Consider the following 24,819-nt stretch of genomic DNA (forward strand, 5'->3'; position numbering starts at 1 on the left):
ACTAAAGGCAGACCTTTTACGATAAAGGATGGATGAAACGATGAAGACAAAATATTTTTATAACGCTTTTAATATTCTGTATGACTTGGTAAAGGAATCACTTGGCATTTTTCAAAAAGAAGAGCTGTATCGGCAGTTATTTCAGGCGATTTACGTCATGAGTGGGGATGCTCTGTATGATAATGACTCAATCCGTAAAATAACATCAGGGAATCAGACGATTCACTTAAGAGCGGTAAAGAAACTTCATACGCCGGAAGGATTTGAAAAGTTTCGCCGTGATATTGAGCGGGTCTGCCTTACAAATATTAATTCTCCTGTTGATGTAGCCAATAAGCTGCTTGAACAATGTGAACAAGTATCCGAAGAAACCGGTAGAACTATCAAAAGTAGTTTTAATGACGATACACCATATCAGATTTCCAGAGCAGTTGCGGCAGTTTTGATTTTTCTAAATCATGCGGATTATGCTTCTTCCAAAGGGAAACATACGGTTTTAAATATTGACTTTATGCGTTTGGGAGAAGAACAGCCGTTGCTGTCCTATCCTAAGTTTATTACAAATATTCCGAATGCAGCGGTTGACAGGCTGGTTGGCAGAATAGATGAAATAAACGAAGTCTATCAGGAAATCGTTGAGGGTGACGGTAAGCTGATGGTCACCGGTGTCGGAGGTCTTGGTAAAACAGTAGTGGTTCAACAATTCCTGAATAAGCTGCAGAACACTCCAACAGAAGAAAGCCAAATTGAAAAAATTGCGTGGATTCCTTATGACAACCATGACATCTGTCTTTCTATGAAACAGGCACTTCATTTGAAGTGTGATTTAGAAGATGTGTGGCAGGCTGTGCAGGATTTGTGTGCCGACAGCAAAGGAAGATTGCTTTTTGTAATCGACAATATTGAGAACATCGGGAATGACGAATTCCTTGGAAAACTAAGTATGCTTCCGTGCCGTGTTCTCATAACCAGCAGACAGAAAATACTGCGGGGATTTAATCGTATCATGTATCTTCCGCCATTGAAAATGGCACAGTGCCGTGATTTATTTTATCAACATTATCAGTATGCAGAGCGTGATAACGAAGTGCTGAATGATATTATTGATTTGACTGCAAAACTGACTATTATGATTGTCTTTCTCGCTAAAGTGGCATATTTGGAAGAACTTTCTTTGCATGAACTGTATGCAAAGCTGGTAGAGTGTGGTTTTAAATTGAGTGAGGAAGATGTCTCCTGTGAACACGAAAAAATGCAGAACGATGAAACGATCATCAGACAGATGTGTATCCTGTTTTCTCTTGTGAATTACAGTGAAGAGGATAAGCGTGTTCTTACTTTTATTTCGCTTATTCCGAACCTTCAGTTTGATTTTCCCAAAGCGAAGAAATGGTTTAATATAAAAAAAAACAGCCGTCTGCTCGGATTATATAATATGGGTATGCTGGAGCATGTCATTAACGGCAGAAAACATATTTACTGGATGCATTCTGTGATTGCGGCTGCGGTTCGGGAACAGCAGAAAGAGCAGTTATACAGCTTGTCCAGACCTTTTGTCTCCATATTGTCAGAAGAACTAAATACCGGTCCGGTGTTTGGCAAAGAGTATGAAAAAGCCTATCTGATTCCGTTTTCATGGTCTGTTGCGGACATAATGGAAAATCATTGGGGTGAGGAAGAAGACACTGATTTTTTGAGCAGTTTATTTCATGTGTGTTTTGCCTGTAGTAACTATTCGCTCTGTGAAAAGTTAATTGATACTGTTATAGAGATACAGAAAGATACCTCAAAATTTTCTGTATCAGATCTGGCATATAGCTATCGGAATAAGGCTGATCTTCTTCTCCAATTTGATCGGGCTGAGGAAGCTTCTGCTGTGCTTGAAGCGATAGAAGAACTGTTTGATGAGAATAATTCGCCGCAGGAAGACAGGGAGATTTTGAATTCTCAATATGGCATTTTATATCAGATACGGGGTGATTACAAAAAGTCTCGCGGTTATTTTGAAAAATGTATTGATGCAGCGGAAAAGAGCGAAGGTGAAACAAGGAACAAAGACATTTCAACGGCTTGTAGTAATATGGCGAGGATGTTAGTAGATGCCGGAGATTTCTTTGAAGCTTATGATTATATCAAACGAGCCATAAATGCAGAGGATGAGGATGCTAATGATTCGGATCAGATTATTTGCTACAGTACTTTGGCGGCAATTTGTACAGAGTTGATGAATGCTGGATTTGGAACTACTTATGTGCAAGAGGGCTATGATGCGTTCATGAAGGTAATCAAGTTCAGAAAAGAAAAACTGGGGAATCACCACGCAGACACAGCAGTTATATACCATGACTTCGCATATTTTTGGTACATAGCAGGAGATTATGACAAGGCGTTAAAATACAATGAGATGGCACGAAGTATCGAGGAAGAATTGTTTGCGGAATACAGCATCACACGAATGAGAAGCCTGAACACAAAAGCATTGGTTGTATGGGAACAGGGAAAGCATCAGGATGCAGACGATATTTTTGAGTATATTATTACAACCTCTGAGCAAATGAGTTCGGATTATCTTCCGGATGTTGCAGACTTTTTGTTCAACTATGCACGTTGCTTACACGATCAAGACGAAGATGAGAAGGCGAAGGCTCAGTATCTGAAATGCATCAATATCTGGTCTGAAATGTCTGAGGATGGAAATAGAAAACTGGCCCTTGCACATCAGGAAATTGCGGATATTTTCTTTAGTGAGAATAATGCAGCGGACGCTCTTGAACATTATGTATTAGCTGAAAAGTTTAATGCGGAAGATTTTTATGTGGAGGTTGATGTACTTGACAGCGTAGCAGCGTGCCTGCTACTGTTAGACAAACCGGAGGAAGGAATTCAGAAATTTAAAGAATTGCTTGAAATATTGGTTAAGTATAAGGCGAACGACACAGAAGCAAAATTCCAGTTGTGTAATAATCTTTTCTGCATCATAGATGCGGAGTCTGAAGAAGAGATAGAATTGAGAGAAATGTTAATGGAGCAGATTAAAGATGAACCTGCTACCGTAGAATATGTTCATAATTTCTTAACAAACCGAGAAGAAAAATAGCACACGTTTTATCACAGACAAATGAATAGGTTTCTGGCATAATTTGAGTAGTGAAAGCTACTTGAGCCAGAGGAGAACACCCATGGTTTAGGTTACGGCTTGAACTGTGGGTGCTTTTTTATCCTACACAATAATGTACATTATGAACATATCATAAATTCTGCGAGATGTGTCTTGCTTGATAACCCCGATGGAAGCCGAAGAAAATGGCTGCCGTCTTAGTCCCAGTGCGTATGTTTCAGAAGAATATGACCTTGAGATAGGTGTGACAGATTTAGATTTAGAGGTCTTGATGTGTGAAAACAGCAAACTACAAGCAGAGCTTGAAGAAATTCAAGATGAGTTTGTAGAAACAATGGGAGAATTTATTCGACTTAAACAGGAATGGGAGGGCTGTTAATGGAGAAAAAATCAAACGAAATCAGAACTAAGCACAATAAACTTCACGTGGGGAACCGAGCAGAATTAAAAGGCTGTCCGGTGGCAAAAGTGACCCACAAAAAGAAAGATGATTATATGACATCGCTTGAATTTACAGAAGGAGTTTATAATCAGCCGATAAAGATGGTAACAATCTATTTTCAGGATGGAAGCATTCGGAATGAAACGCCGCTTACAGAAGCAAATATAGAATCATAGAAAGCTAGACAGTCACCTCTACAAGTATGTAGGCTGTCAGACCTGTGAGGATAACGAAAAAAGAATATATATCTTGTCGCCAACTGAGCGATGCCGCACTACCAATAAAGTAACGAGCATGAGCCGGAGCGAAATGTTTATGTGATGTATTGAGAATCAATGCAGATCATAGCATTTTGTTCCGGCTTTTTGTCGTTATATGGCAATACTTGTCGATGTGAGAATCGGCGAGTGTGTTGTTGGTGCGGTAATCCATGCTTTTGGCAAATAATTTTCCACAGCCTTTTCCTGATGCGCACAGGAAGGGACTGTGTTTTATATATAAGTACACATTTATCTTTGATCTAAAAACGGCCTTGTCTATTTTTATGCCTTAAAAGGCGGAAAGGACAGTAATATGCAGAATGTAATTGACAAGATTGAGCTGACTTTTGCAGCTCTGGATGGTTTTCTGGGATGGTTCTTCGGTGACCTTGACGGTTTCCTCTACGCACTCATCATCTTTGTGGTGATGGACTACTTTACAGGGATTTTAGCAGCAGGCGTGAAGAAGGAGCTTTCCAGTGCGGTGGGCTTTAAGGGCATCGCAAAGAAGGTGTGCATCTTCGTTCTCGTGGGTATTGCCAATATCCTGGATACGCAGGTTCTTCAGAACGGAACGGCGATTTGCACGGCAGTGATTTTCTTCTATCTGGCGAATGAGGGAATCAGCATTCTGGAAAATTCCGCAGCGATCGGAATCCCTATCCCTGCAAAACTGCGGGATATGCTCATCCAGCTTTCCGATGAAAAGAAGCTGCCGGGTAAGGATGAAAAGCCGGAAGATGACAACAAAACTGAGGAGTAAGTAAAAATGGGGCGGCGTGGAGACGGTTTTCTGCGCCGCTCCGAAATTAAGGAGGAATCGAGATGAGCCTGACAAAAGCTGTTTTAACAAGTCCGGACGAAAATCCATTCGGGAAGCCTGTGTATGTAAGGGGCGTTCTCTATCTGGATGATGTCCCGGAGGATGACAGTGCCAATGATGCCGGAGATAGCAGTGTGGACAAGCCGGGGGATGCTGACAATGAAGAACCAGAAAATGGTGGCGGAAACAATGACGCAGATCTGCCGCCGGAGCGGGAAGAAGCTCCCTCCGAATATGAAAATGACGGGAATACGGCAACGATTGGGTATGGTGAGCTGAAAACGCTTGGAGCTGAAAGCCGCTATGAAGAGATCAAGATGCTGAATGGTATGAAGGATAACGTCCTTTCTGTTGGTTTTGTGCTGTTAATTCCATAAGGAATTGCCTTGGCAGTGTGTCGTTTGGATGCACTAAGCTGATCCTTACCATCCTTTCCGCTTTGGCACAGGATGAAAGCAGATCCATCTCGGATAACATCCGCTGGTCCATCCAGAAGAAATTCCAGCGGGGTGAGGCAATGGTGGACTTAAGCCGGATGCTGGGATATGACAAGGGAGAGAACGGGGAATGGGTCATCAACCCGAAGCAGGCAGAGATTGTTCGATACATTTTTGAACGCTATGTGTGCGGTGTATCCGCAACTGCCATCGCCAAGGAACTCAATGCGATGGGGAAGAAAACAGTGCGGGGCAGCATCTGGAGGGCAGACGCAGTGCTGTTTATCCTCCGAAATGAAAAGTATGTGGGTGACTGCGAAAGCCAGAAAACTGTCACAAAAAACTTCCTGACCCATGAAGTCAGTATCAACGAAGGAGATGCACCAAAGTATTATGTGACAGACCATCATGTAGCAATCATTGACCGGCATACCTGGAATCAGGCACAGATGATGCTTTTGGGAGGAGAAGAAGCCAGGGATAAAAAAGAAAAGAAGCGCCGGGCAAACAATGCTTCCCCGTTTACAAACCTGACCTATGGGGTGGACGGCTGCAATGAGCCGATGTTCAGAATCGGCTATAACACACCGCTTTACACCTACACGGATGAGCGTTCCGCAAAGGCAGAACCGTAGCCGAGAGAATAAATGGAAAGCACTTTGTGGAAACTATGTCGGTGGAGTTCTTGGAGTTCCTCACGGACTGTTATCGGGTGGTGTATTACTGATAAAGATGTTTGATAAATTGTGAATTTACAGACAGTTCAGAATATAAACTTGCAATTCGCTTGCTATTTTTGCGTCGTTGTGGTAAATTATAAACATAATGGGTGTATTATACTCTTCGCCGAGTAAAGCACCGAACAGCTTGGCTGTTTATGCGAGACAGACGAGCTGGAAAGGAGAGTGCAAATATGGGACTCTATTTAAATCCAGGGAATGAAACATTTGCAGAACTTGTTCAAGCAGATATTTATGTCGATAAAACAGGTTTGATTGCATATATGAATGGCTGTATTGGAAAAGCAAAACATTTGATTGCGTCCAGCAGACCGAGAAGATTCGGGAAAACATTGGCTGCTCAAATGCTAACTTCATATTACAGTAAAGGTTGCGATTCCAGTGAAGTCTTTAGCAATCTTGAAATTGCAAAAGATAAATCGTTTGAACTGCATCTCAATAAGTATGATGTAATTAGTCTTGATATTCAGTGGATGCGTGGCGTTGCAATCGGAAAAATTCAAGAGGGAGAAAACACGACTGTATTAGGATATATACAGAGCGAGATATTGAAAGAACTTCGACAGGAATATCCTCAATATGTGAATGAAAAAGAAAATTCCGTTGCGGCAACACTTGCGAATATCAACCAAGAAACTAAGAAAAAGTTCATAATCATCATTGATGAGTGGGATTGTGTATTTAGAGAAGATAAGGAAAATCTTGCTTTGCAGTCTGAGTATATTAATTTTCTAAGAAGTCTTTTCAAGGGAGGCCCTGCTGATCGATTCGTAAAACTAGCATATATCACAGGTATTCTGCCAATCAAGAAATATGGTACACAGTCTGCTTTAAATAATTTTAGAGAACTTACCATGACCTCACCGGGAGGAATAGCAAAGTATATTGGATTCACGGAAGCAGAAGTTAAAGTGCTTTGCAAAGAGCATGATATGCCGTTTACAGAAATGAAGAAATGGTATGATGGCTATTATTTGAACCGGGTTGGTCATGTATACAGTCCGAATTCTGTAATGGAAGCAATCAATAACGAAGAATTTCAAAATTATTGGTCACAAACTGAAACATATGAATCACTCAAAGTTTATATCGAAATGGACTTTGACGGCCTAAAGCAGAGAATTGTGGAAATGCTGGGCGGAGCAAGAATCAAAATAGAAGTAGGTTCTTTCCAAAATGATATGACCACATTCCACTGTGCAGATGATGTTTTGACCTTACTGATTCATCTGGGATACCTTGCCTATGACAGCAAAACTGAAAAAGCATTTATTCCGAATGAAGAAGTCCGCAGTGCATTCGTTCTTGCAATCAGAAATAGAGGTTGGGATGAAGTTTACAAGGCAATCGAAAATTCAGAAAAACTTCTAAAAGCGACCCTTGCAATGAATGAAACAGCAGTAGCAAAAATGCTACAGGATGTTCATATGCAAAACAGCTCCAGCCTTGTGTATAACAATGAGGTATCGCTGGCAAGTATTATTCAGCTTGCGTATTACACAGCAGCAAAGGAGTACACAATCATAAGAGAACTGCCTGCCGGTGAAGGATTTGCTGATATGGTTTTCATTCCCAAACGAACCTCAAAGAAGCCGGCATTGGTTGTAGAACTGAAATGGGATAAGAGTGCTGAAGGTGCTATTTCCCAGATTAAAGATAAAAAATATGTTACTGCACTGGAAGAATACAAAGGAAATATCCTACTTGTAGGAATCAACTACGATAGGAAAACTAAGGAACATCAGTGCAAGATTGAAAAATACGAAATGTAAATAGTACAAAAATATCTTAGCCCACCATGTGAGCATCCAACTTCGTAATGATTTTACGGAGAAGGAAACTTACATGGTGGGCTATTTTTATACTGCCCGCTATACCACAGACAGCACCCAAGAAAAATCAAGGGTGCCGCTGTGTCGCTTATGCGGGCAGTTTTCTGTTATGTAGTTTGAACTTTTGTAGTTATGCTGTGTTCAGACGGTGCGCCTGAGAATTCAAATTCCTAATCCATATAAAATCGCCTTTAACTCTTTTACAGTCCTTGTGAGAATTTCCTCTTCGGTAGCATTGCAGTCCAGCAGCAGACGGTGGAGTTCGGAGTCTGCCGTGGATACAGAGTGATGAAGGCTGTCTACCAAGAGATCATCTGTGGATACCTTGGTCTTGCCATAGGATATCACCGCCGTTTCTTTTATTGTACCATAAAACGGCAATAACAGCCAGAAATATTTGGCTAAATATCAATATGCCAGCACACTAGCAAATTGAGGAAAAGGCTGCAACTACAAACATTTTTCCGAAAATACTCTAAATCAAAACAATTTTTTTAGTACTGTATTTGTTAGTATGGAAAAACTTGGGAATATCTGGTATAATGAATAGCAGATAATTAGCAGTTATCCATTATCTCTAATTGTATTAAGGATATTCTTTTTCAGAGGAATGGTATACATGAAATCAAATCGCCTATTTATAAAAACCAAAAATAAAAAGATAGAGTATATGCAGGATAAAATTTTAGAATTACTATTTTATATTTTCAGAATATTTCCTGTTCAAAAAAGGAAAATTGTTGTTTCATGTTTCAAAAATCACGGTTATTGTGATAGCCCCAAATATATTATTCAACAACTGTTAAAATTAGATTGCACGGCAAACATAGTCTGGCTATGCGATTTTGAAAATCCACCTGAAATGCCAGCTTGCATACGTCAAGTTCCATATCATTCGATCCGGGGAATTTACGAACAGGTAACAGCTCAAATATGGATTTCTAATCGCCGCAAGTCACGATATGTTCGAAAGCGAAAAAATCAATATTATATCCAGACATGGCATGGTGGTGTTCGACTGAAAAATATGGAACGTGCAGCAATAAATAAGTTGTCCAAGAGGTATATTGATAGTGCAAAAAATGATTCTAAAATGATAAATTTATTCTTGTCTAATAGTGACTTTTCTACCTTTCTTATAAGAAGAGATATGTGGTATTCAGGAAAGATACTGCAAAAAGGACTTCCGCGAACGGATGTATTGTTAAACGGAGATCGTAATACTATAGCTAAAAAAGTAAAGTCTTGTCTATCAATTAATGAAGACAACAAAATATTATTATATGCGCCTACTTTTCGAGCGGATATGGGAGTTACTCAATACACACTACCATCCAGTCAAATATTGACAGAACTGGAAAACTGTACAGGCAATAAGTGGACGTTTGTCATTCATATGCATACAAATGTTTATAACCCCAAATGCTGGCCAGGGAATTCAGAAAAAGTAATAAATGCTTCATCTTATGAAGATGTACAGGAATTACTTATAGCAGCTGATTTTTTAATCAGTGATTATTCCAGTATTATTACAGATTTCGCATTATTAAATAAACCTATACTGATATATTGTCCAGATTTAGAGGATTATCTTTCGGACAGAGGATTTAATCAGGATTTTAATGCTTTGCCTTTTCCAAAAGCATATACAGTTTCTGAAGTTATAAATAAACTTCCAGCAGCTGTATCGCAAAAAGAAATAAATACATTGGATTGGATGAAGAAAGAGTATGGCCTGTGCGAAACCGGACGTGCTTCCAAAACAGTCGCAAATATAATAAAAAATGTACTGGAGGGAAAAGAATAATGCAAGGTCTTTCAACAATCATAACTTTTTATAATGGATTGTCTTCCTTAAAAATGTGTATCAATCTGCTGCAGGATGCATTAAAAGCAGAAGATATATATGAAATTATTGTCGTCAATGACAATCCAACCATGAATATTAACTTTTTAGAGGATGAATATTCTGTCCAGGTATTAAATATGCCGGAAAATAAAGGGTATGCAGCAGCCTGTAATTATGCTGTTGATCACGCACGGTATGATACATTGCTGTTTATGGATTGTGATATCTATCCAACAGGTAATTGGCTACAAAACATGAAAAAAACATATGCAGATATAGGGGAAAAGGGATGTGTATCCGCGACAATCTATGAAACAGATTCCGGAAACTTATTTGGATATGGTATGGGAATTTATGAAATTGATATTCTGTTGTTTCTTCGCCATGGAAAGCCTTCTGCATTCTCCCAAAAAGACCATGATGTTCCTCTTGTGTCTTCTGGCTGCATGATGATGAATCATAATTTATACCAGGAACTTGGCGGACAGGATGAAATGTGCATGAACATTCATTGCGATGTAGACCTGGCCTTTCGTGTTCGAAAAGCTGGCTATACAAACAGAATGTGCGCAAACGCCAAAGTTTTTCACCGTGGACAGATTTCAGGACCTATTCGGACAGTACCTTTTAGACAAGATGTAAAAGCATATTTATTCAAAAAATGGGGCGATGAATTATATCAATTATGCAATGCTGAAAACTATTTAAAAGAGCTCTGGATGGAAGCAAATTATAAAAAAATATCGCAAAAAAGTGTCATTGTTGTAAGTTTTAGTAATTCGTTATACCGTGATAAATACATAAAGCTGTTCACACAATTGTTTGACATTTCCATTTTGCAATTTTTAGATATAAAAAATGTTACCGGCGCCACACACATTATTTTGCAGGAAAATGTAACCTGGGATATATGCCGATTAAATATTCCTATTGTATATTTTGCAGATGATTACAGATTATTGCTGGATAACTACTATTGGTTTACAAATCGTAATGAAGAGGATATTATTTTTGATAAAAACGGGAACCTGATGTACGGATCAGATTCCCTGGAAACTAATAGTTAAAGAATACATGTTTAAACTGTAAAGGCCAATAGCCGTCTGTCAAGATGTTTTCGCTCCCAGAGATAAGCTGGTTGTAGTAAGAAGAGAGATTATCGAAATAAGCCTTTTCAAACAGCTTATCTCTTTTTGATGTATCCCCCAAAATATTATAAATGAATAGCAAATTGTAGATTAGCGGCTTGTGTGTTATCGGGGAGACCTTGAATTTTTGATAAAGAGCATATGCCTGTTCAAGTTCTTCCTTAGCTGGCACATATTTACTTTGCAGAATGTAGGCAGCGCCTAAATTTGTATGCAGCTTTACTATTCCATCTTTATTCACCCTTTGAGCGGAAATTACAAGATCCTTTTGCCATGTGGAAAATGCAGCTTCAGCTTTATTACTGAAATATTGAATAATTCCTAATAAATTTCTGCTTTTTATTTCCATTGCTGTTCCATTAATTTCAAGTGCACGGTTCAGTGCCAAATCTGCCAGATACTCTGCATCCTCCAGCTTATCTGTTAGTAAATCCACAAAAGCTTCCTGCGCAAGAATTTCAGCACTTCGATTGATGGTTGCTTTTTCAGAAATGTGTTTTTCTACCGCTTTGCTAAAATATAGAATTGTATTTTCCTTATCTTCATAGGCACGATAATAAATATAAGCTTTGTCTGAATAAGAGACACTTTCCCACTGTGGTTCTTTACATTCTTTCGCTATTTTTAATGATTCATCAATTGACAATAATGCGTTTTCTATATCATTTATCGCTAAATATACGACAGAATACCGATTGTACATAATGAAATCATAAAAGTTATTCCGTCCTTTATACTTCTTGAAATAATCTAAGACGATTAATGCATCGTCATAATCCGCTGCTGAAATACAGGCATTTGAGTACCTGTGAAAGAAACGGCAGGTATCAATGGACGTAAATTCCGAAATACTGTATTGCTGCAATATTTTATAGGCTTTCTTATAATAATATACGCTTTGAGACAAATCCTGATAAATTCTGTATGCGTCTGCCACTGCATAGTAGACATGAAATTTTGCTCCTGCATCCATAAATTCTGCAAAGGGGTTAGGCACTGATTCTTCGGAAGCATCCTGAGTTTTCGGAACATCTTTTAATAGCTCTGTGCCAATATGTATGACTGCCTGAAAATTTCTTTTGTCACATTCGCTTGAGATAGAAGATATTCCAAACCTGACAGCTTCTTCATATTCGGAAGCGCGTATATAACAGTCAAAAATTGCTGTTGTCCTAAGGTTGGATTTGTACCAGGCATTTTCATTTAGCCACTTAATAATTTTCAGAGAAAGCGAGCGGTCATTCTGATAAAATTGGTACCCTTCAAAATATCTGTAAATATTGTCATGGTAAAATACAATTTTAGGGTATTTATCCATGTACTTAAAAAATAAAGATTGACTTAATTCAAATAACATATCACCGTCTATATTTAAACTAGCCAAAAAATCAACAGGTGTTTCTCCTCCAAAATACAATATTGACTTCACAACAACTTTAAATGCATCGAAATATCCCAATGTGGTATCAAAAGAGAATTTTTTATGCATTTGCAGTTGGAAGCGTTGATCGATAATTTCCTTGCTTTTTACAGGTACTTTATTTATAAAGTTTTCAATTTCTTCTTTTTTTGAAGGAATCACCATATTATGTGTTGATATATTAATTAAATTCTGGTCATAAAACCAGTGAATCAGCATAATAATATCAAATGGTCGTTTTCCGCTTTTGTTTAATAGCAGGCGCGTAAAATAATCAAACCCTTGCAAATTGGGAATAGCATGATAATACAATGTTTTCGCATCATTGTTCTGCATTTCACCGCAAGTATACACATACGAAGCCACGTCTTCGTATTCGTTTATTTTAGCCAAAAATTCATTTACAAATCCCTGAGAGTCAAGAGGCACAATTTCTGTATTTGTGCCTAAAGAAAAAATCATTTCAGGAAAACATTCCTGTAAATGTGCAATCAGGAAATATATGATATCCAGAGTTTCTTTATCCAGACATTGTAAATTGTCTATTGTCCAAATTAAAGAAACTCCGCCTACTATATTACAAGAGAAGAAAAGAAGTGCCTCTTTCAGATAATATAAGATATCAGGATCTAATTTCTTATGAAATACAAAAGAAAAAACTGCCTCACTTACTTTTGAGTTCCCATAATATTGCTTGATTATTTTAGAAAAATCATCTAATGTGCAGCTGATATTTCCAGTGCCATAAGGTAACCCCAGACAAGCACATAAAAATTCTCTTAAAATTTCAAATCCGTTTTGTTTTTTTGCATCGCAATATAACGTCTGAAAATTATAACTTTTAGCAGAATTTATTATTTCAGACAATAGCCGTGTTTTTCCTGTTCCTGATTTCCCAGTTATATTAAGCATATAAATTGGGCTGAATCCGTTGCCCTTCAGAAGCGGAAGAATTTTACTGCTTAAGAAATTCTGTACATTCTCTCCTACCAATGGATAGTAGATGAGTTTTGTTGGATCTATAAATCCTCCGGGAACTTTTTTGGAATATGTATGACCATTGCACTTATATTTTAAAGTAAGTGCGGGTATATGCTTCACGGTGTAAGAGCTTAATACTTCAGCGCGTATTTGTATAACACGGTTACTTCCCTGCAGCATATTAAAACAATTGTGGATTTCAGGAACATGAAATATAATATCTGCCATTTTCGGTAATGTGCAGGTTACATCTGAAACAGTTGCACTATACAAATTAGTCAGATAAATATCAATGTAAAAAATATTATCTCGTTGCAATACGAGTTCCGATTCTTCTGTATATTTTTCCGTATCTTCAAATACACTAAAAAAACGAGATATTCTTAAATCATTTTTTATTATTTCATTTGATTTTTCAAAACCATATTGAAAACGTGGAAGAATTGATAATTCCTGATACAGACGGTTCCCATATATGAAAGTGACAGAAAAATTATGCTTGGCAGCAACTATGGAAACATGTTTAACCGCATTTCTGGTAATATCACTTGTAGAGAAATAAATCAGCTCATTAATTCCTTTTGAAATAACCAAAATAACATTTTTAGATATTTTCTCAAGACCAAGGGCACGATTGTGCCTCTTGCATTCAGCCCATATTTCATAGGGGACATCCTGTGCAGTTCCTACAATGTCTTTTCCACCATCTTTTTTCAAACGCGTACCGTGTATGGTAATATTTTTGTTTTTATAATGCAAGGTCAGGTATTCCGTGCAAAGCTGTTCAAACTCCTCGTCTGTAAGGCTGTGTATATATTGCTGGATGTTCATTTGTATTCATCTCCATAGGAAGTAATGGATAACTGCTAATTATCTATTATATTTGTGGATACCATGGCAAAGATAACAGTAAATTCTTTTGCTTGCTTTACATGTGTGTGGTATACTTAAGCTACAGTGAAATGAAGAAGTACATAGCAGTAATTCAGACAAGAGATTCAGTGTTTATTCAGTGCGGAAGATAAAGAGGTTATATGCTTATGAGAATCGTTACACAGGCCATCAGGGTGATTGATTATGAAAACAATAAAATTTCAGCAAGAAATATTATGCCAAAGTTTGGGGAGTATATTGAACAGTTGATTTCTTACATAAATGGGAATGTTTCTGTAAGGGAATACAAAACACAATCAACGGGTACAGAGGTCATTAGCAGTATATTAGAGATCATAAAGCACCAGGCAGAGGCTGAAATAGTTCTGCAAAGGATTGATATAATAGCAGAACGCCTGCTCCGAAAGGAAAGACAGGCACAAGAGCAGATTGCCAGTATGGATATTAGAGTGCAGAAAGGAAGCCTGATCTTGGCTCTGATCGAGGATGAGGGGAAGGTGCTGTTTCTGTTGGCGAAGGTAGAGCATACGGATTTCTTTGATGATAGTGATTACAGCATTAAATCAGGCTTTTCAAAGGACACAAAAAAGATCTGGAAAACCTGCCTGTTTGAGATTGATGATTTGAATTCTGTGAAATTTTTAGCCAGAATATATTCTAATACGGTGGCGAAATACTGGTGGCATGATTTTCTGGAGTTAAATGAACTTCAAAGTGATGAGCTTAATACCAAGAGAGCGTTTAAAGCCGTAGAAAGTACACTGAGCAGAAATCTGAAAAAAGATGCACCATATGACCATATGGTAATCCGGAATGCAATGTACTTGTATTTCAGTAGTGTCGAGCAGTTTGATTTTTCTGAAATGTTAGATAAAACGATTAAGAATTATTCCCCTAACGACATGAAGGCGGAAAAGAAAGAAGAACTTATTCAGAAACTGTGCGACCTGCCTGAAAAACAACACTTTGACCATCAGTTTAAGCCAGTTCTGTCAATGATTAAGCCTAAAATGAAGAAAACGTATGATGTATATAGCGGAATTCAGATCAAAGTATCTAGTGCGGTTGAAGATTTGGAAGACATCATTGAGGCATATGAGGACGGTGATGGCAAACGGTATCTCAAGATCCGTATGGATAATGATATAACCTTCCGGACATTTGAGCGTAGGGAGGGGAGATAGGAGGGATTTGCTTTGCTGGAGCATATAAGGGATAAGGTTTTGGGATTGAAAGAAGAAGAACGCAGGAAATTCTATTCCGCCTGTTTTTCATTCCCATCTTCTCAGGCTTTAGGATTTTCAGAATTGATGGAGGTCATACAAAAGATTCCATCAAGGGATGAAGTCAGAATTTTTTTGTCGTTGGAAAATGAAGATCCCTTCATAATAGTGAAAAATTCAACTGAAGCAGAGTACAGAGCGTTTATTGAAGAGACACTGGAAGATGAGATGATTTTTACAAAAATAGAGATAAATAAAACACTGGCAGATGGGCACTTTTCAATTTACCGATACCAAAAGTTTGTGGAGGATATTGTCGGTTTATCTATGGAAGACGTGCTGAAAACATTCTCTATGTTTCTGGATGGGGCAGGGAAAAATATAGTGTTTGAACTATTTGACAGTCCAAATATTTTTTATACGAAAACAATGTATTTTCTTCCTGTGGGGAATAGAGAGATTGATTGTAATTTTAGCAGGACACAGCGTTTGCTGGCTTGTAGGGATAATACGTACTTTTATAACCAGGATTCCTATGGATTGCTGCCGGATGATTTTAAGATAGAAGTAGGGTATGAGGGAAACCCATTCAAAGAATTGTTCATGAAGCTGGAAACAATTTTGGCAGCAGGCTTCATTGCATCCAATGCTACGATTCAGGGCGGGCAGATGAAACTGCAGATCATGGGACAGCGTTCTGTTGATTATGTATGCCGTCTAAATGAGATAACGGGAAACCAGGTGCTGTACAAAATATATGACTGGATATATTCAGGCGGAAGTTCTATTGACAAAGCCATTATTGCAAGAAATATTATCTGTCTGCATTGCAAATATGAGCCGCTGCTGAACCTGGACGAAAAAGTTCTTTCCTCTATCCAGTCTAATTACAATCTGTATTTGAAAGATAACGTAGGACAGTATCTTGAACTGAAAAACAAAGTGGCAGAATTTATAAGTGACATTGTGTCGAGAACCGGGGAATACGCCACAGAATTACTTGATAAGTTTAAAGCAAATGTTATAGCAATATTTGGCTTCCTATTTACAGTGGTCATAGCCGGTATTGTATCAGACCAGCCGTTGAACAATATTTTTACAAAAGATATCACGGTAATTCTGGAATTAGTCCTGGTGGGTTCTGTGGTATATCTGTTCATTTGTTATGGGCAGTCAAAGTATCAGATGAATAAAGTTTATGAAAGTTATGAGAAACTGAAAAAATCCTACGATAAGATATTGACCGAGGATGATATTCAGGAGTGCTTTCGGGGTGACTATCTGATCTTAGATATGAAGAAGACGATAGGAAAATCTGAAAAGATATATCTGTTCCTATGGGTTGTTTTTCTTCTGGTGCTTCTTGTGATTGTAGAATATATTAGTGAAGCTCCGGTTGTAATTCCTTTTTTAAAAAAGATTGCTGGCCGGTTCTGTAAGTAAAGAAAAAAATCCCCTTGCGCATTGATTGAAAAGGTCAATGGCACAGGAAATTTTTTGCCCGAACATATTTTTGCATTTTATATTTAATAATTGCTCCTATTGAAATTAGTGCCAAATACGGTAGTATGATGCTTATAACAGATAGGAGGAATCTAAAATGAGATTAGAAGATAAACTGGCAGCATATTTGGAGTACTGTGAATATCGAAAGGAACTCGATAGGAAAACACTGAAAGCATACCGTATTGACTTGCGTCAGTATTTCGAATATATATGTGTGGATGAACCTGATAAGGAAAAGATTGAGGAGTATGTTACGCATTTGCATAAGAGCTACAAGCAAAAGACTGTAAAGCGGAAGATAGCATCAATAAAAGCGTTTTATAACTATTTAGAAGAAACTGAAATCATTGCTGAAAGCCCTTTCCGGAAAATAAAAGTCAAATTCAAGGAAACAGTAACCCTCCCCAGAATCATTCCCAGGGAAGAAATAGAGAAGCTTTTGAACCATATGTATCAATGCCTGAATGAGAACGATAAAGCATCCCGTAAATTTATGCTGCGTGATGTAGCCGTGATTGAAGTGTTTTTCGCAACCGGGGCGAGAGTGTATGAAATCTCCAACATCCGGGACGACAGCATTAATCTGAATACGGGCTTGATCAGGCTTATGGGAAAAGGCGGGAAGGAACGATATGTACAGATCAGCAACACTTCAATTTTAGAGGTCTTGAAAAAATATTACGATGAAAATGAGCAGTCGATCAAGAAAAGTGGTTATTTTTTTGTAAACAACAGAGAAAGCAGGTATACGGAACAATCTATCCGGCTGATGCTGAAGAAGTATACAAAGCAGGCTGGGATCGAGAGAAATATTACTCCTCATATGTTTCGTCATTCATTTGCGACATATTTAATAGAGGAGGGCGTAGATGTAAGCTGTGTTCAGCAGATTTTGGGCCATAGTTCCATAAAAACAACTCAGATTTATATACATATTGCGGCTAAAAAACAGGCTGAAATATTAAAAGAGCTGCATCCCCGGAATAATATGAAAATCGTTGGTGCGGCATGATTTTCTGCCAATATGTGAACTTCCAGTGAATTTACGACTAAAATCGATTTACCCGCATAAATACTGGATTTTCTGTGGAAATATAGGTGAACCAGTAGTCGTAAGTTTACAATTATACTACATTGGGACGTTTTCCTTTGTGGTATATTAGGACATTATCATAAATGGTTCATAGAAAAGTTATAAAATGTGATAAAAAAGTTGAAAAATGAAAATGTTTTAGATATAATAAAGCAATGGAGAATTTTTTTAGTTATATCTGTATAGCTGCAAATTGAATAATAAGCATAGATGCTGTAGCGTATTAGACTACGAGGGGATTTATGTTATGACTTATCAGCATTCTTGTGAAGTATTGAACTTTGCAGGGATGTTTTGGCATATATAAGTATTGACTATGAGGGTGGGATTACCGATTGATTGCGAAAAATGAACTATTAAAGAAATATAATATTTCTGAAGATGAATTTGAGGTAGCTGATATTAAATGGGAAGAGCTTGAATATATTTATAAAGACTTTTCCGAAAAGAGAAGTTCATATGAACAGAAACTGGCTGAATTTCAGAAAGAGTTCTTGATGAACATTTCCGAAAATGGTATTCATTCTATACGAACAAGAGTGAAGGATGCAGAACATTTAATTGTAAAGATTATCAGAAAGCGACAGGAGAATTATAAGAAGTATAGAACGCTGGATAAGGATAATTATGAAAAATTTCTTACAGACTTGATTGGAATTCGTTGTTTTATACTTTTTAAAGCTGATTGGAAGAAATTTCACGCATATCTTGAAGAAAAAATTGAAGATAATCCCCAGTACTATTTGGATGATTGCTTAAAGGATTTTGACGAGGATACAGAGCATACTTATATGGCGGAAATGCCGAAGGTTCATATTCGAGATGGTGATGCACGAGAGATATATGAAACTGTGCTTCCGCCTGATGAAATAAAAAATAAAAAGATATATCGATCAGTACATTATATCGTTAAATATCATGGCGTTTATATTGAGATTCAAGTGAGGACATTGTTTGAGGAAGGATGGGGTGAAATAGATCACCACATTGTTTATCCATATTATCAGGATGACATGTTATTTCAGCAATACACCAGTCTGCTGAATCGTTTAACGGGGCTAGCGGATGAGATGAGCAGCTTTTTTTGTGAAGTAAAGCGTTTGGAAGAAGAGCATTTGCAAAGAGTGAAGACAGAACCGGATGGAAATGAGTCTCAAAAAATAGTAGATGAAGAAGACGAAATTAGTAAGGCTTGTCCTGTTGAGGAGAAAGAACCTTTGTTAGATGATAATACTGCTGCAGCATGTATACAAAATGTATTATATGAATGAGAGGAAATTTATGATGTCAGAAAAAAATTATTATTCAAAAGAGACAGAAGATTTTGCCAATGAAAGTATGAGACAGATAAAGTCAGGTGTGGTAAGAAACCATAAATTGAAGAACAGTGCAAGAATTCATACTGGTGAAATGGAAGAGGTGGAATGTGATGCATTTTGTAACTTTCTGATGTCGAAAAATTATTTTCTGGTAGATGAATTACGAGGATGTGAGAATGCGTAATATTGAGAATATTTATACTGACTATAATGGTCTTGTTGATGAGATAACGGAAGAAGCAATTAAGAATCGCATAAAGCAGTTTCAAGCAGAGATGCAAGCCTTTATTGATAGCAATAAATTGCAGGATAAGGTCTTTATTCACCAAATGGCACTGAATCACGCTGTTATGGACTATTATTCTGATATTCAAAGATTAAAAAGTTATCAGGAAATAGGTCACATTAATGAGGTGAAAATCAAGGCATACGAAACGTTCTGGCTTTTGAAAAGGCGGCCTCTGCAGTTAAAAGCCCAGCTTGAAGATGATAAATGGCTATATATAAATGAGAAATTTTTATTAGCTCGTATTGCTAGCTTCATATTAAGAGATAATATAAACATACCGCTTACAAAAGAAAAAAAGGAAGCATTCACGAATTTCTTAGACACATTGTATTATTATCTTAAATTTAGAAAAACTGATGCTCAGGCTATAGAATTGATGTTGCTTGGCTTTGATGCAGGCAGAATTATAGCTGGCAAGTAAAGGCTCCGTAAGGAGCCTTTCAGACTGTAGACAAACTTACTTTGATGACATCATCAAAGTAAGTTTGTCTACAGTTTGAGCATCCGTTCCCTGGAACGGATGCTCAAAGAGCGTGACCAGGAGATCTGCAGATGCCATCAGGAGACGATCCGTGTCCACAATTACTGGTTTGAAGTATTCGAAGATATGCAGAAAGAACATCTGCGGGAAATAAAAAAGCTGCAGGCAGAGAAAAAGGCGCTTGAGCAGCGTGCCCTGAAAGCAGAACGTGAATGTGATGAACTGTATGATAAGAAAAAAGAGCTTCTTCATAAGCTATATGACGTCCTGACCCAGCTGGAAGATGAAAAAGGGAAGCACCAGAAACTGACTGCCCAGATCAACAGGGATTATGAAAACTCTTCCATTCCCTCTTCAAAAGCAGTGCAGCGTAAAAAGATCACAAACAGCAGAGAAAAAACAGGCAGGAAACCAGGCGGACAGCCAGGACATAAAGGCCACTGCCGCAGGAAACAGGAGCCCACACAGCCAGTCATTTTTCTTCCGCCACCGGAAGAAGTCCTGGAAGACAGTACTTTTAAAAAGACCGCAAAAACCATTGTAAAGCAGATGGTAAATATCCGAATGGTACTGGATGTAACGGAATACCATGCGGATGTTTATTACAACAGTCAGACAGGTGAACGTGTACATGCTGTACATCCATTGATAAGAGCAGGGGATTTCTGTCTGACCTGACGGGTGGAAAACTGAATATTTCCAAGGGGATGATAAGCAGACTAAACCGGGAGTTTGCTTTAAAAACTGAAGCGGAACGCAGGTCTGCGCAGATATGCTGCTTTCTCCTGTCATGCATACAGACTGTACAAATGCCAGGGAAAATGGGAAAAACTGTCAGGTATATGTCTGTGACCACATTGGGGTCAGACCATATGAAGTATGAATAAAGTAAATAAACTAAGTCTTAAAGTTCTCTGAAAAATTCATAAAGGCTGTTTTAACCAACATATTGAGGCGAAAATTGTTGTTTATCGTTTTCCCGATCTGATGGGTGTTCCAGACCTAAATATAATTTTGCAGAGGTGACTTGTAAAGAAATTCCAGAAATACGATTTACATGTTTTCTATTTTCTTTCCCACAACTAATATAAGTCTGCTGCCAGCCCGAACGGATTGGGCGCTGAAACAAAAATAGGATGGAATTCTTTCTTCCTGGCTTCTCTTTTACGGAAATTGCCAGTTATATTTAGGCTGCAAGGGTCAGATACTATGAGACAACTCCAATTGTTTGAGAAGATAGAAGGGGTCAGGTATCGGTAATTTTCTATAAAGAAAATTTAAAAGTTTTATAAAATATTCGCCGCACTATTTGTGCGGCAGTCATCCAAGGGGGAATCCCTGCGTGGTGTGTGATAGACAAGTCAGGCACTATTAAAATCAGTGAGTTTTTCCCCGTGGGAGGTTGAAAATGTCATATAAAGCAAATGTATATAATGTAATGATTGCCTCTCCATCTGATGTGGCGAAGGAACGAGCAAAGGTTGTGGAGGCTTTGGCGGAGTGGAATCGCCATAACACAGCGGAGAGAAAATGCGTGTTTCTTCCATTGAGATGGGAAGAAGATTCTGCCGCCCGTATGGGATGTCCGCCACAAGAGACGCTGAATCGCCAGCTCTGTGAGCGGAGTGATATGCTGATTGCGATATTCTGGACAAGGCTTGGGACACCGACAGAAGGTTTTGCCAGTGGCACGGTGGAGGAGATTGAATATCATCTGAAAGCGAATAAACCGGTGATGCTTTATTTTTGCGACAGAGACATACCGATGGATACGGACAGGACACAGTTGGAAAAACTAAAGGAATATCGAAAGTCCGTAGAAAATAAGGCATTGTATCATACTTTTAAAAGGGCCGCTGACTTAAAGAACCTTTTGCTGAATCAGTTGCGTACAGCAGTGATAACGGATGAACCGTTTGTGACGGATTGTAAGAAACTGGCATCGAATGAGAAGGAAGAAACGGATAAAAAGCGTCCCAATCTGTGGATAGAGATAAATGATGCGGATGAGATTCAGCTTATTCTGCCGAAGTTGCCAGTCCTGGATAATGTGGAGTATATGGATGAAAATATGTCTTTTGCCGTAACAGACCCCGATGTGCCTGAAATGACCTTTGAACTATTCGAACAGGATGCCAGAGATATCTTGAATCATAAGATTCCGAATGATTTGGAGAATTGGGTAAGCGAAAAGGAATTAGCTGCATTTAAAAAGAGAATTCCGGATATAGAGGAGCTGGAAACATATCTGCGAAAATGGAAGATGTCTCTTTGCATGGAAAATGCGGTAGAGTTAAAGATTACGCTGCACAATGATGGAAAGGCGATGGCGGAAGAAATCTATGTGGACATGGACGAGCCGGAAAATGTATGGGTGATTGATGAGGATGAGTGGGAATCTCTTTCGAAGTTTAGCACTATTTCAGACCCGTTCCATGCGGCCAGACAGAAGAAAGCCATCCATAAGATACCGTCCCTTGAGATGCAGAATGCGTTTGACTGTGCAAGCAGGGTATTTTTAGCTTCCGGTTTGGCGTATCCGTCAGAGCTGATGAATGTTCCGGTGTCGCTGCTTACACCATTTAACAAAGATTTTTACCGTAGAGTGGAAGATGGAGATGTTGTACTGCATTTGGACAAGCTGCTGCAAGGAAGAATGGTTGAATTTAAAAAGATTTATATGATTCCGAAGAAAGTGGGAGAAGCGGATATAAAAGTGGCTTATCAGTGTCGGCAGTTTCCGGATGCGGTAGTGGGGAAAATCAAGGTTGAAGTATTGGCAGAGGACACGGAATGATAGAGATTATTTTGCATGATATCTGCGATACATTTCCATATCTGAAATATGGATTGGCGGCTGCAGTTTGTACTGCCCTGGCTTTAACAGTATTAAACCACAGTCGAATCATGGACAAGGAAAAGCGGAGCAACTATGTTTCGCTGCTAGGTAAGAGTATGTTTCTGGCATTTTACGGAGCGGTTTTGCTTCAGGTCACACTGCTGTCACGAGAACCGGGAAGCAGAACTGCCGCTGATTTGATTCCTTTCAGCACCTGGGGAACAACAGCGCAGAGCAGAGCGCATGAGATTGAGAATATGATTATGTTCCTGCCCGTAGGGGTGTTTCTTCCGATGTTGCATAGAGGACTGCGGGAATTTCGCACAGCCGTTCTGGTGCTGACTGGACTCAGCGCTGGCATTGAACTGATACAGTTTGTGACACAGCGGGGATATCTGCAGACAGATGATGTAATTATGAATGTACTGGGTGGTGTGGCTGGATATACATTTTGGCGATTGATTTTCAAATGGAGGAAATAGCATATGAAAAACACAACATTACTGATTATGGCAGCCGGTATCGGCTCACGCTTCGGCGGAGGAATCAAGCAATTGGAGCCGGTGGGATTACATGATGAGATTATTATGGACTATTCCATCCATGATGCCATCGAAGCCGGATTTAACAAGATAATCTTCGTTGTCCGCTGAAGGCAGTGAGCATTGTGGTCAGACCGTGCGTCCAGCTAAGGGTATATAGTCCGGTGGGTGGAAGCCCCATCAAATAAGCTGCTAACCACAGCATTTGAAGCGAGTCTTGAGTCTGTCGCGGTAACGTTGCAGGCTAAGCGTAGACAGCAAGATAACAGGGATAGCTATTGAGCACCGAAATCCTAAAGTCACCAGAGGGTCGACATCGTGGTCTGGATGGAAGACAACGTGTGTAAACAGAAAGTATGCCTGACAACCAGAAGAAGGATGGTAAAAGAAATGCAGGTAGTCGGAGGTCCGAATAGTACCAAGGAAGGTATGAACAAAAATAAATACCAGAGGGAAGTCGAGAGAGAACTGTTCCTCACAGTTCTGACCTGCGAAACCATATCAAAGAGGAATAGGGGAGAAGTCTGGAAGAAAACATAAACGCTCTTATAGAACGTCTAAAGAAAAAGTCCTATAAGCCGAAACCAGCAAGGCTGGTGGAAATGCAGAGAAGTAAATCTTCTGTTAGTGAAGATGAGAACATGCAGATTAAAAGAGATGATTGCAAAATTTTTCAGGAAGTTCACGTTACCTATGTTCTTAATGAAGGGTGAGGAATGTTAATGTCGCTATGGTATGTAATGCAGGTGCGGGCAGGTACTGAAGAAAATGCCCGATGCCAGTGTCTGCGGTTAATCAGCAGTAATATATTGGAACACTGCTTTGTTCCATACTATCAGCAGAAGAAGCGGTTTCAGGGTGAGTGGCATATTCAGGAAACAGTACTTTTTCCGGGATATGTGTTTTTGGTTACTTCTGATTTGAAACAGCTTATGGATAGTCTCAGAAAAGTAACAGGAATGATCAGATTATTGAGGACAGGGGAACAAATTGTTCCGTTATCAGGAGAGGAAGTGGATTTGCTTCTGAAACTGGGAAGAGAAGAACAATTGGTACGCATGTCTACAGGAGTTATTGAGAATGCTTATGTCAAAGTATTTGATGGACCATTAAAGGGTATGGAAGATTGTATAAAGAAGATTGACAGGCATAAGCGAAAAGCCCATATTGCTATAGAAATGTTTGGAAGGAGCATGGATGTAGAGATTGGATTGGAGATTATTTCTAAGATTAAATGAGACAGTCCGGTGATTTGGAATGAAATATGGCAATTTGACAGAAATTTCGCGAAAAATGTTGAATAATATTGGAAAATTGATATAATATAGTACATGGATAAAAGCGGAGGGCTTAAATCGTCGCAGTGTCGCGTTTAAGAAGAGAAGTGGACATAGTACTATTATATTTATTCACTTGTGACATAGTGGAATGGTACTTTGTACACTTTTTTTGTTGAAAAAGTCGAACATAAATCATTGACAAAATTGGGTAACTGGTATATTATTAAGTAATTTGCAAATGTGCATAAAAATATGCACATTTGCATATTGTGTAGGGAGTGGTACAAGACAGAAAGGGAGCAA

22 protein-coding genes and 1 pseudogene are annotated in these 24,819 nt (G+C 38.6%); 21 read left to right on the forward strand and 2 right to left on the reverse strand.

Translation table 11 applies throughout. The features are described from left to right. Positions 1-40: 40 nt before the first annotated feature. The 7 genes from NQ550_RS08520 to NQ550_RS08550 all read left to right on the forward strand — a co-directional run bounded on the left by NQ550_RS08520 (position 41) and on the right by NQ550_RS08550 (position 7,592). Positions 41-3,097 (forward strand): AAA family ATPase, encoded by a 3,057-nt coding sequence (locus tag NQ550_RS08520; protein WP_025580008.1) that lies wholly within the window; start codon positions 41-43, stop codon positions 3,095-3,097. A gap of 190 nt (positions 3,098-3,287) precedes the next feature. Then, entirely contained in the window at positions 3,288-3,497 is a 210-nt protein-coding gene (locus NQ550_RS08525) for a hypothetical protein (protein ID WP_044996666.1), read from the forward strand. Next, positions 3,497-3,736 carry a hypothetical protein gene (locus NQ550_RS08530; protein ID WP_025580006.1) on the forward strand — a complete coding sequence of 80 codons (240 nt, stop codon included), beginning with the start codon at positions 3,497-3,499 and terminating at the stop codon, positions 3,734-3,736. The genes NQ550_RS08525 and NQ550_RS08530 overlap by 1 nt, the downstream gene beginning before the upstream one ends. 397 nt (positions 3,737-4,133) lie before the next feature. Continuing rightward, positions 4,134-4,583: a phage holin family protein gene (locus NQ550_RS08535; protein WP_025580004.1), complete on the forward strand. Its 450-nt coding sequence runs from the start codon at positions 4,134-4,136 to the stop codon at positions 4,581-4,583. Between the two features lie 62 nt (positions 4,584-4,645). After that, positions 4,646-5,020: a hypothetical protein gene (locus tag NQ550_RS08540; RefSeq protein WP_025580002.1), complete on the forward strand. Its 375-nt coding sequence runs from the start codon at positions 4,646-4,648 to the stop codon at positions 5,018-5,020. 17 nt (positions 5,021-5,037) lie between these two features. After that, positions 5,038-5,715 (forward strand): recombinase family protein, encoded by a 678-nt coding sequence (locus NQ550_RS08545; protein WP_025580000.1) that lies wholly within the window; start codon positions 5,038-5,040, stop codon positions 5,713-5,715. Positions 5,716-5,993: 278 nt separating this feature from the next. Then, positions 5,994-7,592 (forward strand): AAA family ATPase, encoded by a 1,599-nt coding sequence (locus tag NQ550_RS08550; RefSeq protein WP_025579999.1) that lies wholly within the window; start codon positions 5,994-5,996, stop codon positions 7,590-7,592. 222 nt (positions 7,593-7,814) lie between these two features. Here the strand turns inward: NQ550_RS08550 and NQ550_RS08555 are convergent, their stop codons facing one another. Next, on the reverse strand, positions 7,815-8,033 hold the full coding sequence (locus tag NQ550_RS08555; RefSeq protein ID WP_147418325.1) for a hypothetical protein: 219 nt from the start codon (positions 8,031-8,033) through the stop codon (positions 7,815-7,817). A gap of 238 nt (positions 8,034-8,271) precedes the next feature. Between NQ550_RS08555 and NQ550_RS08560 the strand changes: the two genes are divergently transcribed. After that, positions 8,272-9,459, forward strand: coding sequence for a CDP-glycerol glycerophosphotransferase family protein (locus NQ550_RS08560; protein WP_025579996.1), 1,188 nt, complete (start codon positions 8,272-8,274; stop codon positions 9,457-9,459). Further along, positions 9,459-10,568, forward strand: a complete 1,110-nt coding sequence (locus NQ550_RS08565) for a glycosyltransferase family 2 protein (RefSeq protein WP_025579994.1) — start codon at positions 9,459-9,461, stop codon at positions 10,566-10,568. The genes NQ550_RS08560 and NQ550_RS08565 overlap by 1 nt, the downstream gene beginning before the upstream one ends. Here the strand turns inward: NQ550_RS08565 and NQ550_RS08570 are convergent. After that, entirely contained in the window at positions 10,558-13,881 is a 3,324-nt protein-coding gene (locus NQ550_RS08570; RefSeq protein WP_025579992.1) for a restriction endonuclease, read from the reverse strand. The genes NQ550_RS08565 and NQ550_RS08570 overlap by 11 nt on opposite strands. Positions 13,882-14,090: 209 nt before the next feature. Between NQ550_RS08570 and NQ550_RS08575 the strand changes: the two genes are divergently transcribed. The 12 genes and pseudogenes from NQ550_RS08575 (at position 14,091) to loaP (ending at position 24,474) form a co-directional block, all read left to right on the forward strand. Continuing rightward, on the forward strand, positions 14,091-15,128 hold the full coding sequence (locus NQ550_RS08575; protein ID WP_025579991.1) for a nucleoid-associated protein: 1,038 nt from the start codon (positions 14,091-14,093) through the stop codon (positions 15,126-15,128). 12 nt (positions 15,129-15,140) lie between these two features. After that, entirely contained in the window at positions 15,141-16,610 is a 1,470-nt protein-coding gene (locus NQ550_RS08580) for a hypothetical protein (protein ID WP_025579989.1), read from the forward strand. 157 nt (positions 16,611-16,767) lie between these two features. Beyond that, complete coding sequence (locus tag NQ550_RS08585) at positions 16,768-17,685, forward strand: tyrosine-type recombinase/integrase (RefSeq protein ID WP_025579988.1); 918 nt, start codon at positions 16,768-16,770, stop codon at positions 17,683-17,685. A gap of 416 nt (positions 17,686-18,101) precedes the next feature. Continuing rightward, on the forward strand, positions 18,102-19,037 hold the full coding sequence (locus NQ550_RS08590) for a hypothetical protein (protein WP_025579987.1): 936 nt from the start codon (positions 18,102-18,104) through the stop codon (positions 19,035-19,037). A gap of 10 nt (positions 19,038-19,047) precedes the next feature. Next, entirely contained in the window at positions 19,048-19,269 is a 222-nt protein-coding gene (locus tag NQ550_RS08595) for a hypothetical protein (protein ID WP_147412352.1), read from the forward strand. Then, positions 19,262-19,795 (forward strand): hypothetical protein, encoded by a 534-nt coding sequence (locus NQ550_RS08600; protein WP_025579983.1) that lies wholly within the window; start codon positions 19,262-19,264, stop codon positions 19,793-19,795. Before NQ550_RS08595 ends, NQ550_RS08600 begins: the two co-directional genes overlap by 8 nt. A 75-nt stretch (positions 19,796-19,870) precedes the next feature. Further along, the gene (locus NQ550_RS08605) at positions 19,871-20,533 is read left to right on the forward strand and encodes a DUF6444 domain-containing protein (protein ID WP_242833632.1); all 663 of its coding nucleotides are present in this window, start codon (positions 19,871-19,873) and stop codon (positions 20,531-20,533) included. Between the two features lie 730 nt (positions 20,534-21,263). After that, a complete protein-coding gene (locus NQ550_RS08610; RefSeq protein WP_259839811.1) occupies positions 21,264-22,652 on the forward strand; it encodes a DUF4062 domain-containing protein in 1,389 nt (462 codons plus the stop codon). Continuing rightward, positions 22,649-23,176: a VanZ family protein gene (locus NQ550_RS08615; RefSeq protein ID WP_025580016.1), complete on the forward strand. Its 528-nt coding sequence runs from the start codon at positions 22,649-22,651 to the stop codon at positions 23,174-23,176. The genes NQ550_RS08610 and NQ550_RS08615 overlap by 4 nt, the downstream gene beginning before the upstream one ends. 3 nt (positions 23,177-23,179) lie before the next feature. After that, positions 23,180-23,344: pseudogene (locus NQ550_RS08620) on the forward strand (nucleotidyltransferase); the annotation flags it as partial. Between the two features lie 231 nt (positions 23,345-23,575). Further along, the gene (locus NQ550_RS08625; RefSeq protein ID WP_044996574.1) at positions 23,576-23,776 is read left to right on the forward strand and encodes a hypothetical protein; all 201 of its coding nucleotides are present in this window, start codon (positions 23,576-23,578) and stop codon (positions 23,774-23,776) included. 182 nt (positions 23,777-23,958) lie between these two features. Then, entirely contained in the window at positions 23,959-24,474 is a 516-nt protein-coding gene (loaP, locus tag NQ550_RS08630; protein WP_025579541.1) for an antiterminator LoaP, read from the forward strand. Positions 24,475-24,819: the final 345 nt, after the last annotated feature.

Origin of the sequence: Blautia wexlerae DSM 19850 (assembly GCF_025148125.1) — a bacterium.
In the GTDB taxonomy this organism is placed as follows: Bacteria; Bacillota; Clostridia; order Lachnospirales; family Lachnospiraceae; genus Blautia_A; species Blautia_A wexlerae.

Bases quoted from the DNA above. Each gene is read 5' to 3' on its own strand.
- NQ550_RS08595 (WP_147412352.1), top strand. From the start codon at position 19,048: ATGATGTCAGAAAAAAATTATTATTCAAAAGAGACAGAAGATTTTGCC.
- NQ550_RS08525 (WP_044996666.1), top strand. From the start codon at position 3,288: ATGGAAGCCGAAGAAAATGGCTGCCGTCTTAGTCCCAGTGCGTATGTT.
- NQ550_RS08540 (WP_025580002.1), top strand. From the start codon at position 4,646: ATGAGCCTGACAAAAGCTGTTTTAACAAGTCCGGACGAAAATCCATTC.
- NQ550_RS08615 (WP_025580016.1), top strand. From the start codon at position 22,649: ATGATAGAGATTATTTTGCATGATATCTGCGATACATTTCCATATCTG.
- NQ550_RS08600 (WP_025579983.1), top strand. From the start codon at position 19,262: ATGCGTAATATTGAGAATATTTATACTGACTATAATGGTCTTGTTGAT.
- NQ550_RS08520 (WP_025580008.1), top strand. From the start codon at position 41: ATGAAGACAAAATATTTTTATAACGCTTTTAATATTCTGTATGACTTG.
- NQ550_RS08585 (WP_025579988.1), top strand. From the start codon at position 16,768: ATGAGATTAGAAGATAAACTGGCAGCATATTTGGAGTACTGTGAATAT.
- NQ550_RS08570 (WP_025579992.1), bottom strand. From the start codon at position 13,881: ATGAACATCCAGCAATATATACACAGCCTTACAGACGAGGAGTTTGAA.
- NQ550_RS08610 (WP_259839811.1), top strand. From the start codon at position 21,264: ATGTCATATAAAGCAAATGTATATAATGTAATGATTGCCTCTCCATCT.
- NQ550_RS08550 (WP_025579999.1), top strand. From the start codon at position 5,994: ATGGGACTCTATTTAAATCCAGGGAATGAAACATTTGCAGAACTTGTT.
- NQ550_RS08565 (WP_025579994.1), top strand. From the start codon at position 9,459: ATGCAAGGTCTTTCAACAATCATAACTTTTTATAATGGATTGTCTTCC.
- NQ550_RS08535 (WP_025580004.1), top strand. From the start codon at position 4,134: ATGCAGAATGTAATTGACAAGATTGAGCTGACTTTTGCAGCTCTGGAT.
- loaP (WP_025579541.1), top strand. From the start codon at position 23,959: ATGTCGCTATGGTATGTAATGCAGGTGCGGGCAGGTACTGAAGAAAAT.
- NQ550_RS08575 (WP_025579991.1), top strand. From the start codon at position 14,091: ATGAGAATCGTTACACAGGCCATCAGGGTGATTGATTATGAAAACAAT.
- NQ550_RS08530 (WP_025580006.1), top strand. From the start codon at position 3,497: ATGGAGAAAAAATCAAACGAAATCAGAACTAAGCACAATAAACTTCAC.
- NQ550_RS08560 (WP_025579996.1), top strand. From the start codon at position 8,272: ATGAAATCAAATCGCCTATTTATAAAAACCAAAAATAAAAAGATAGAG.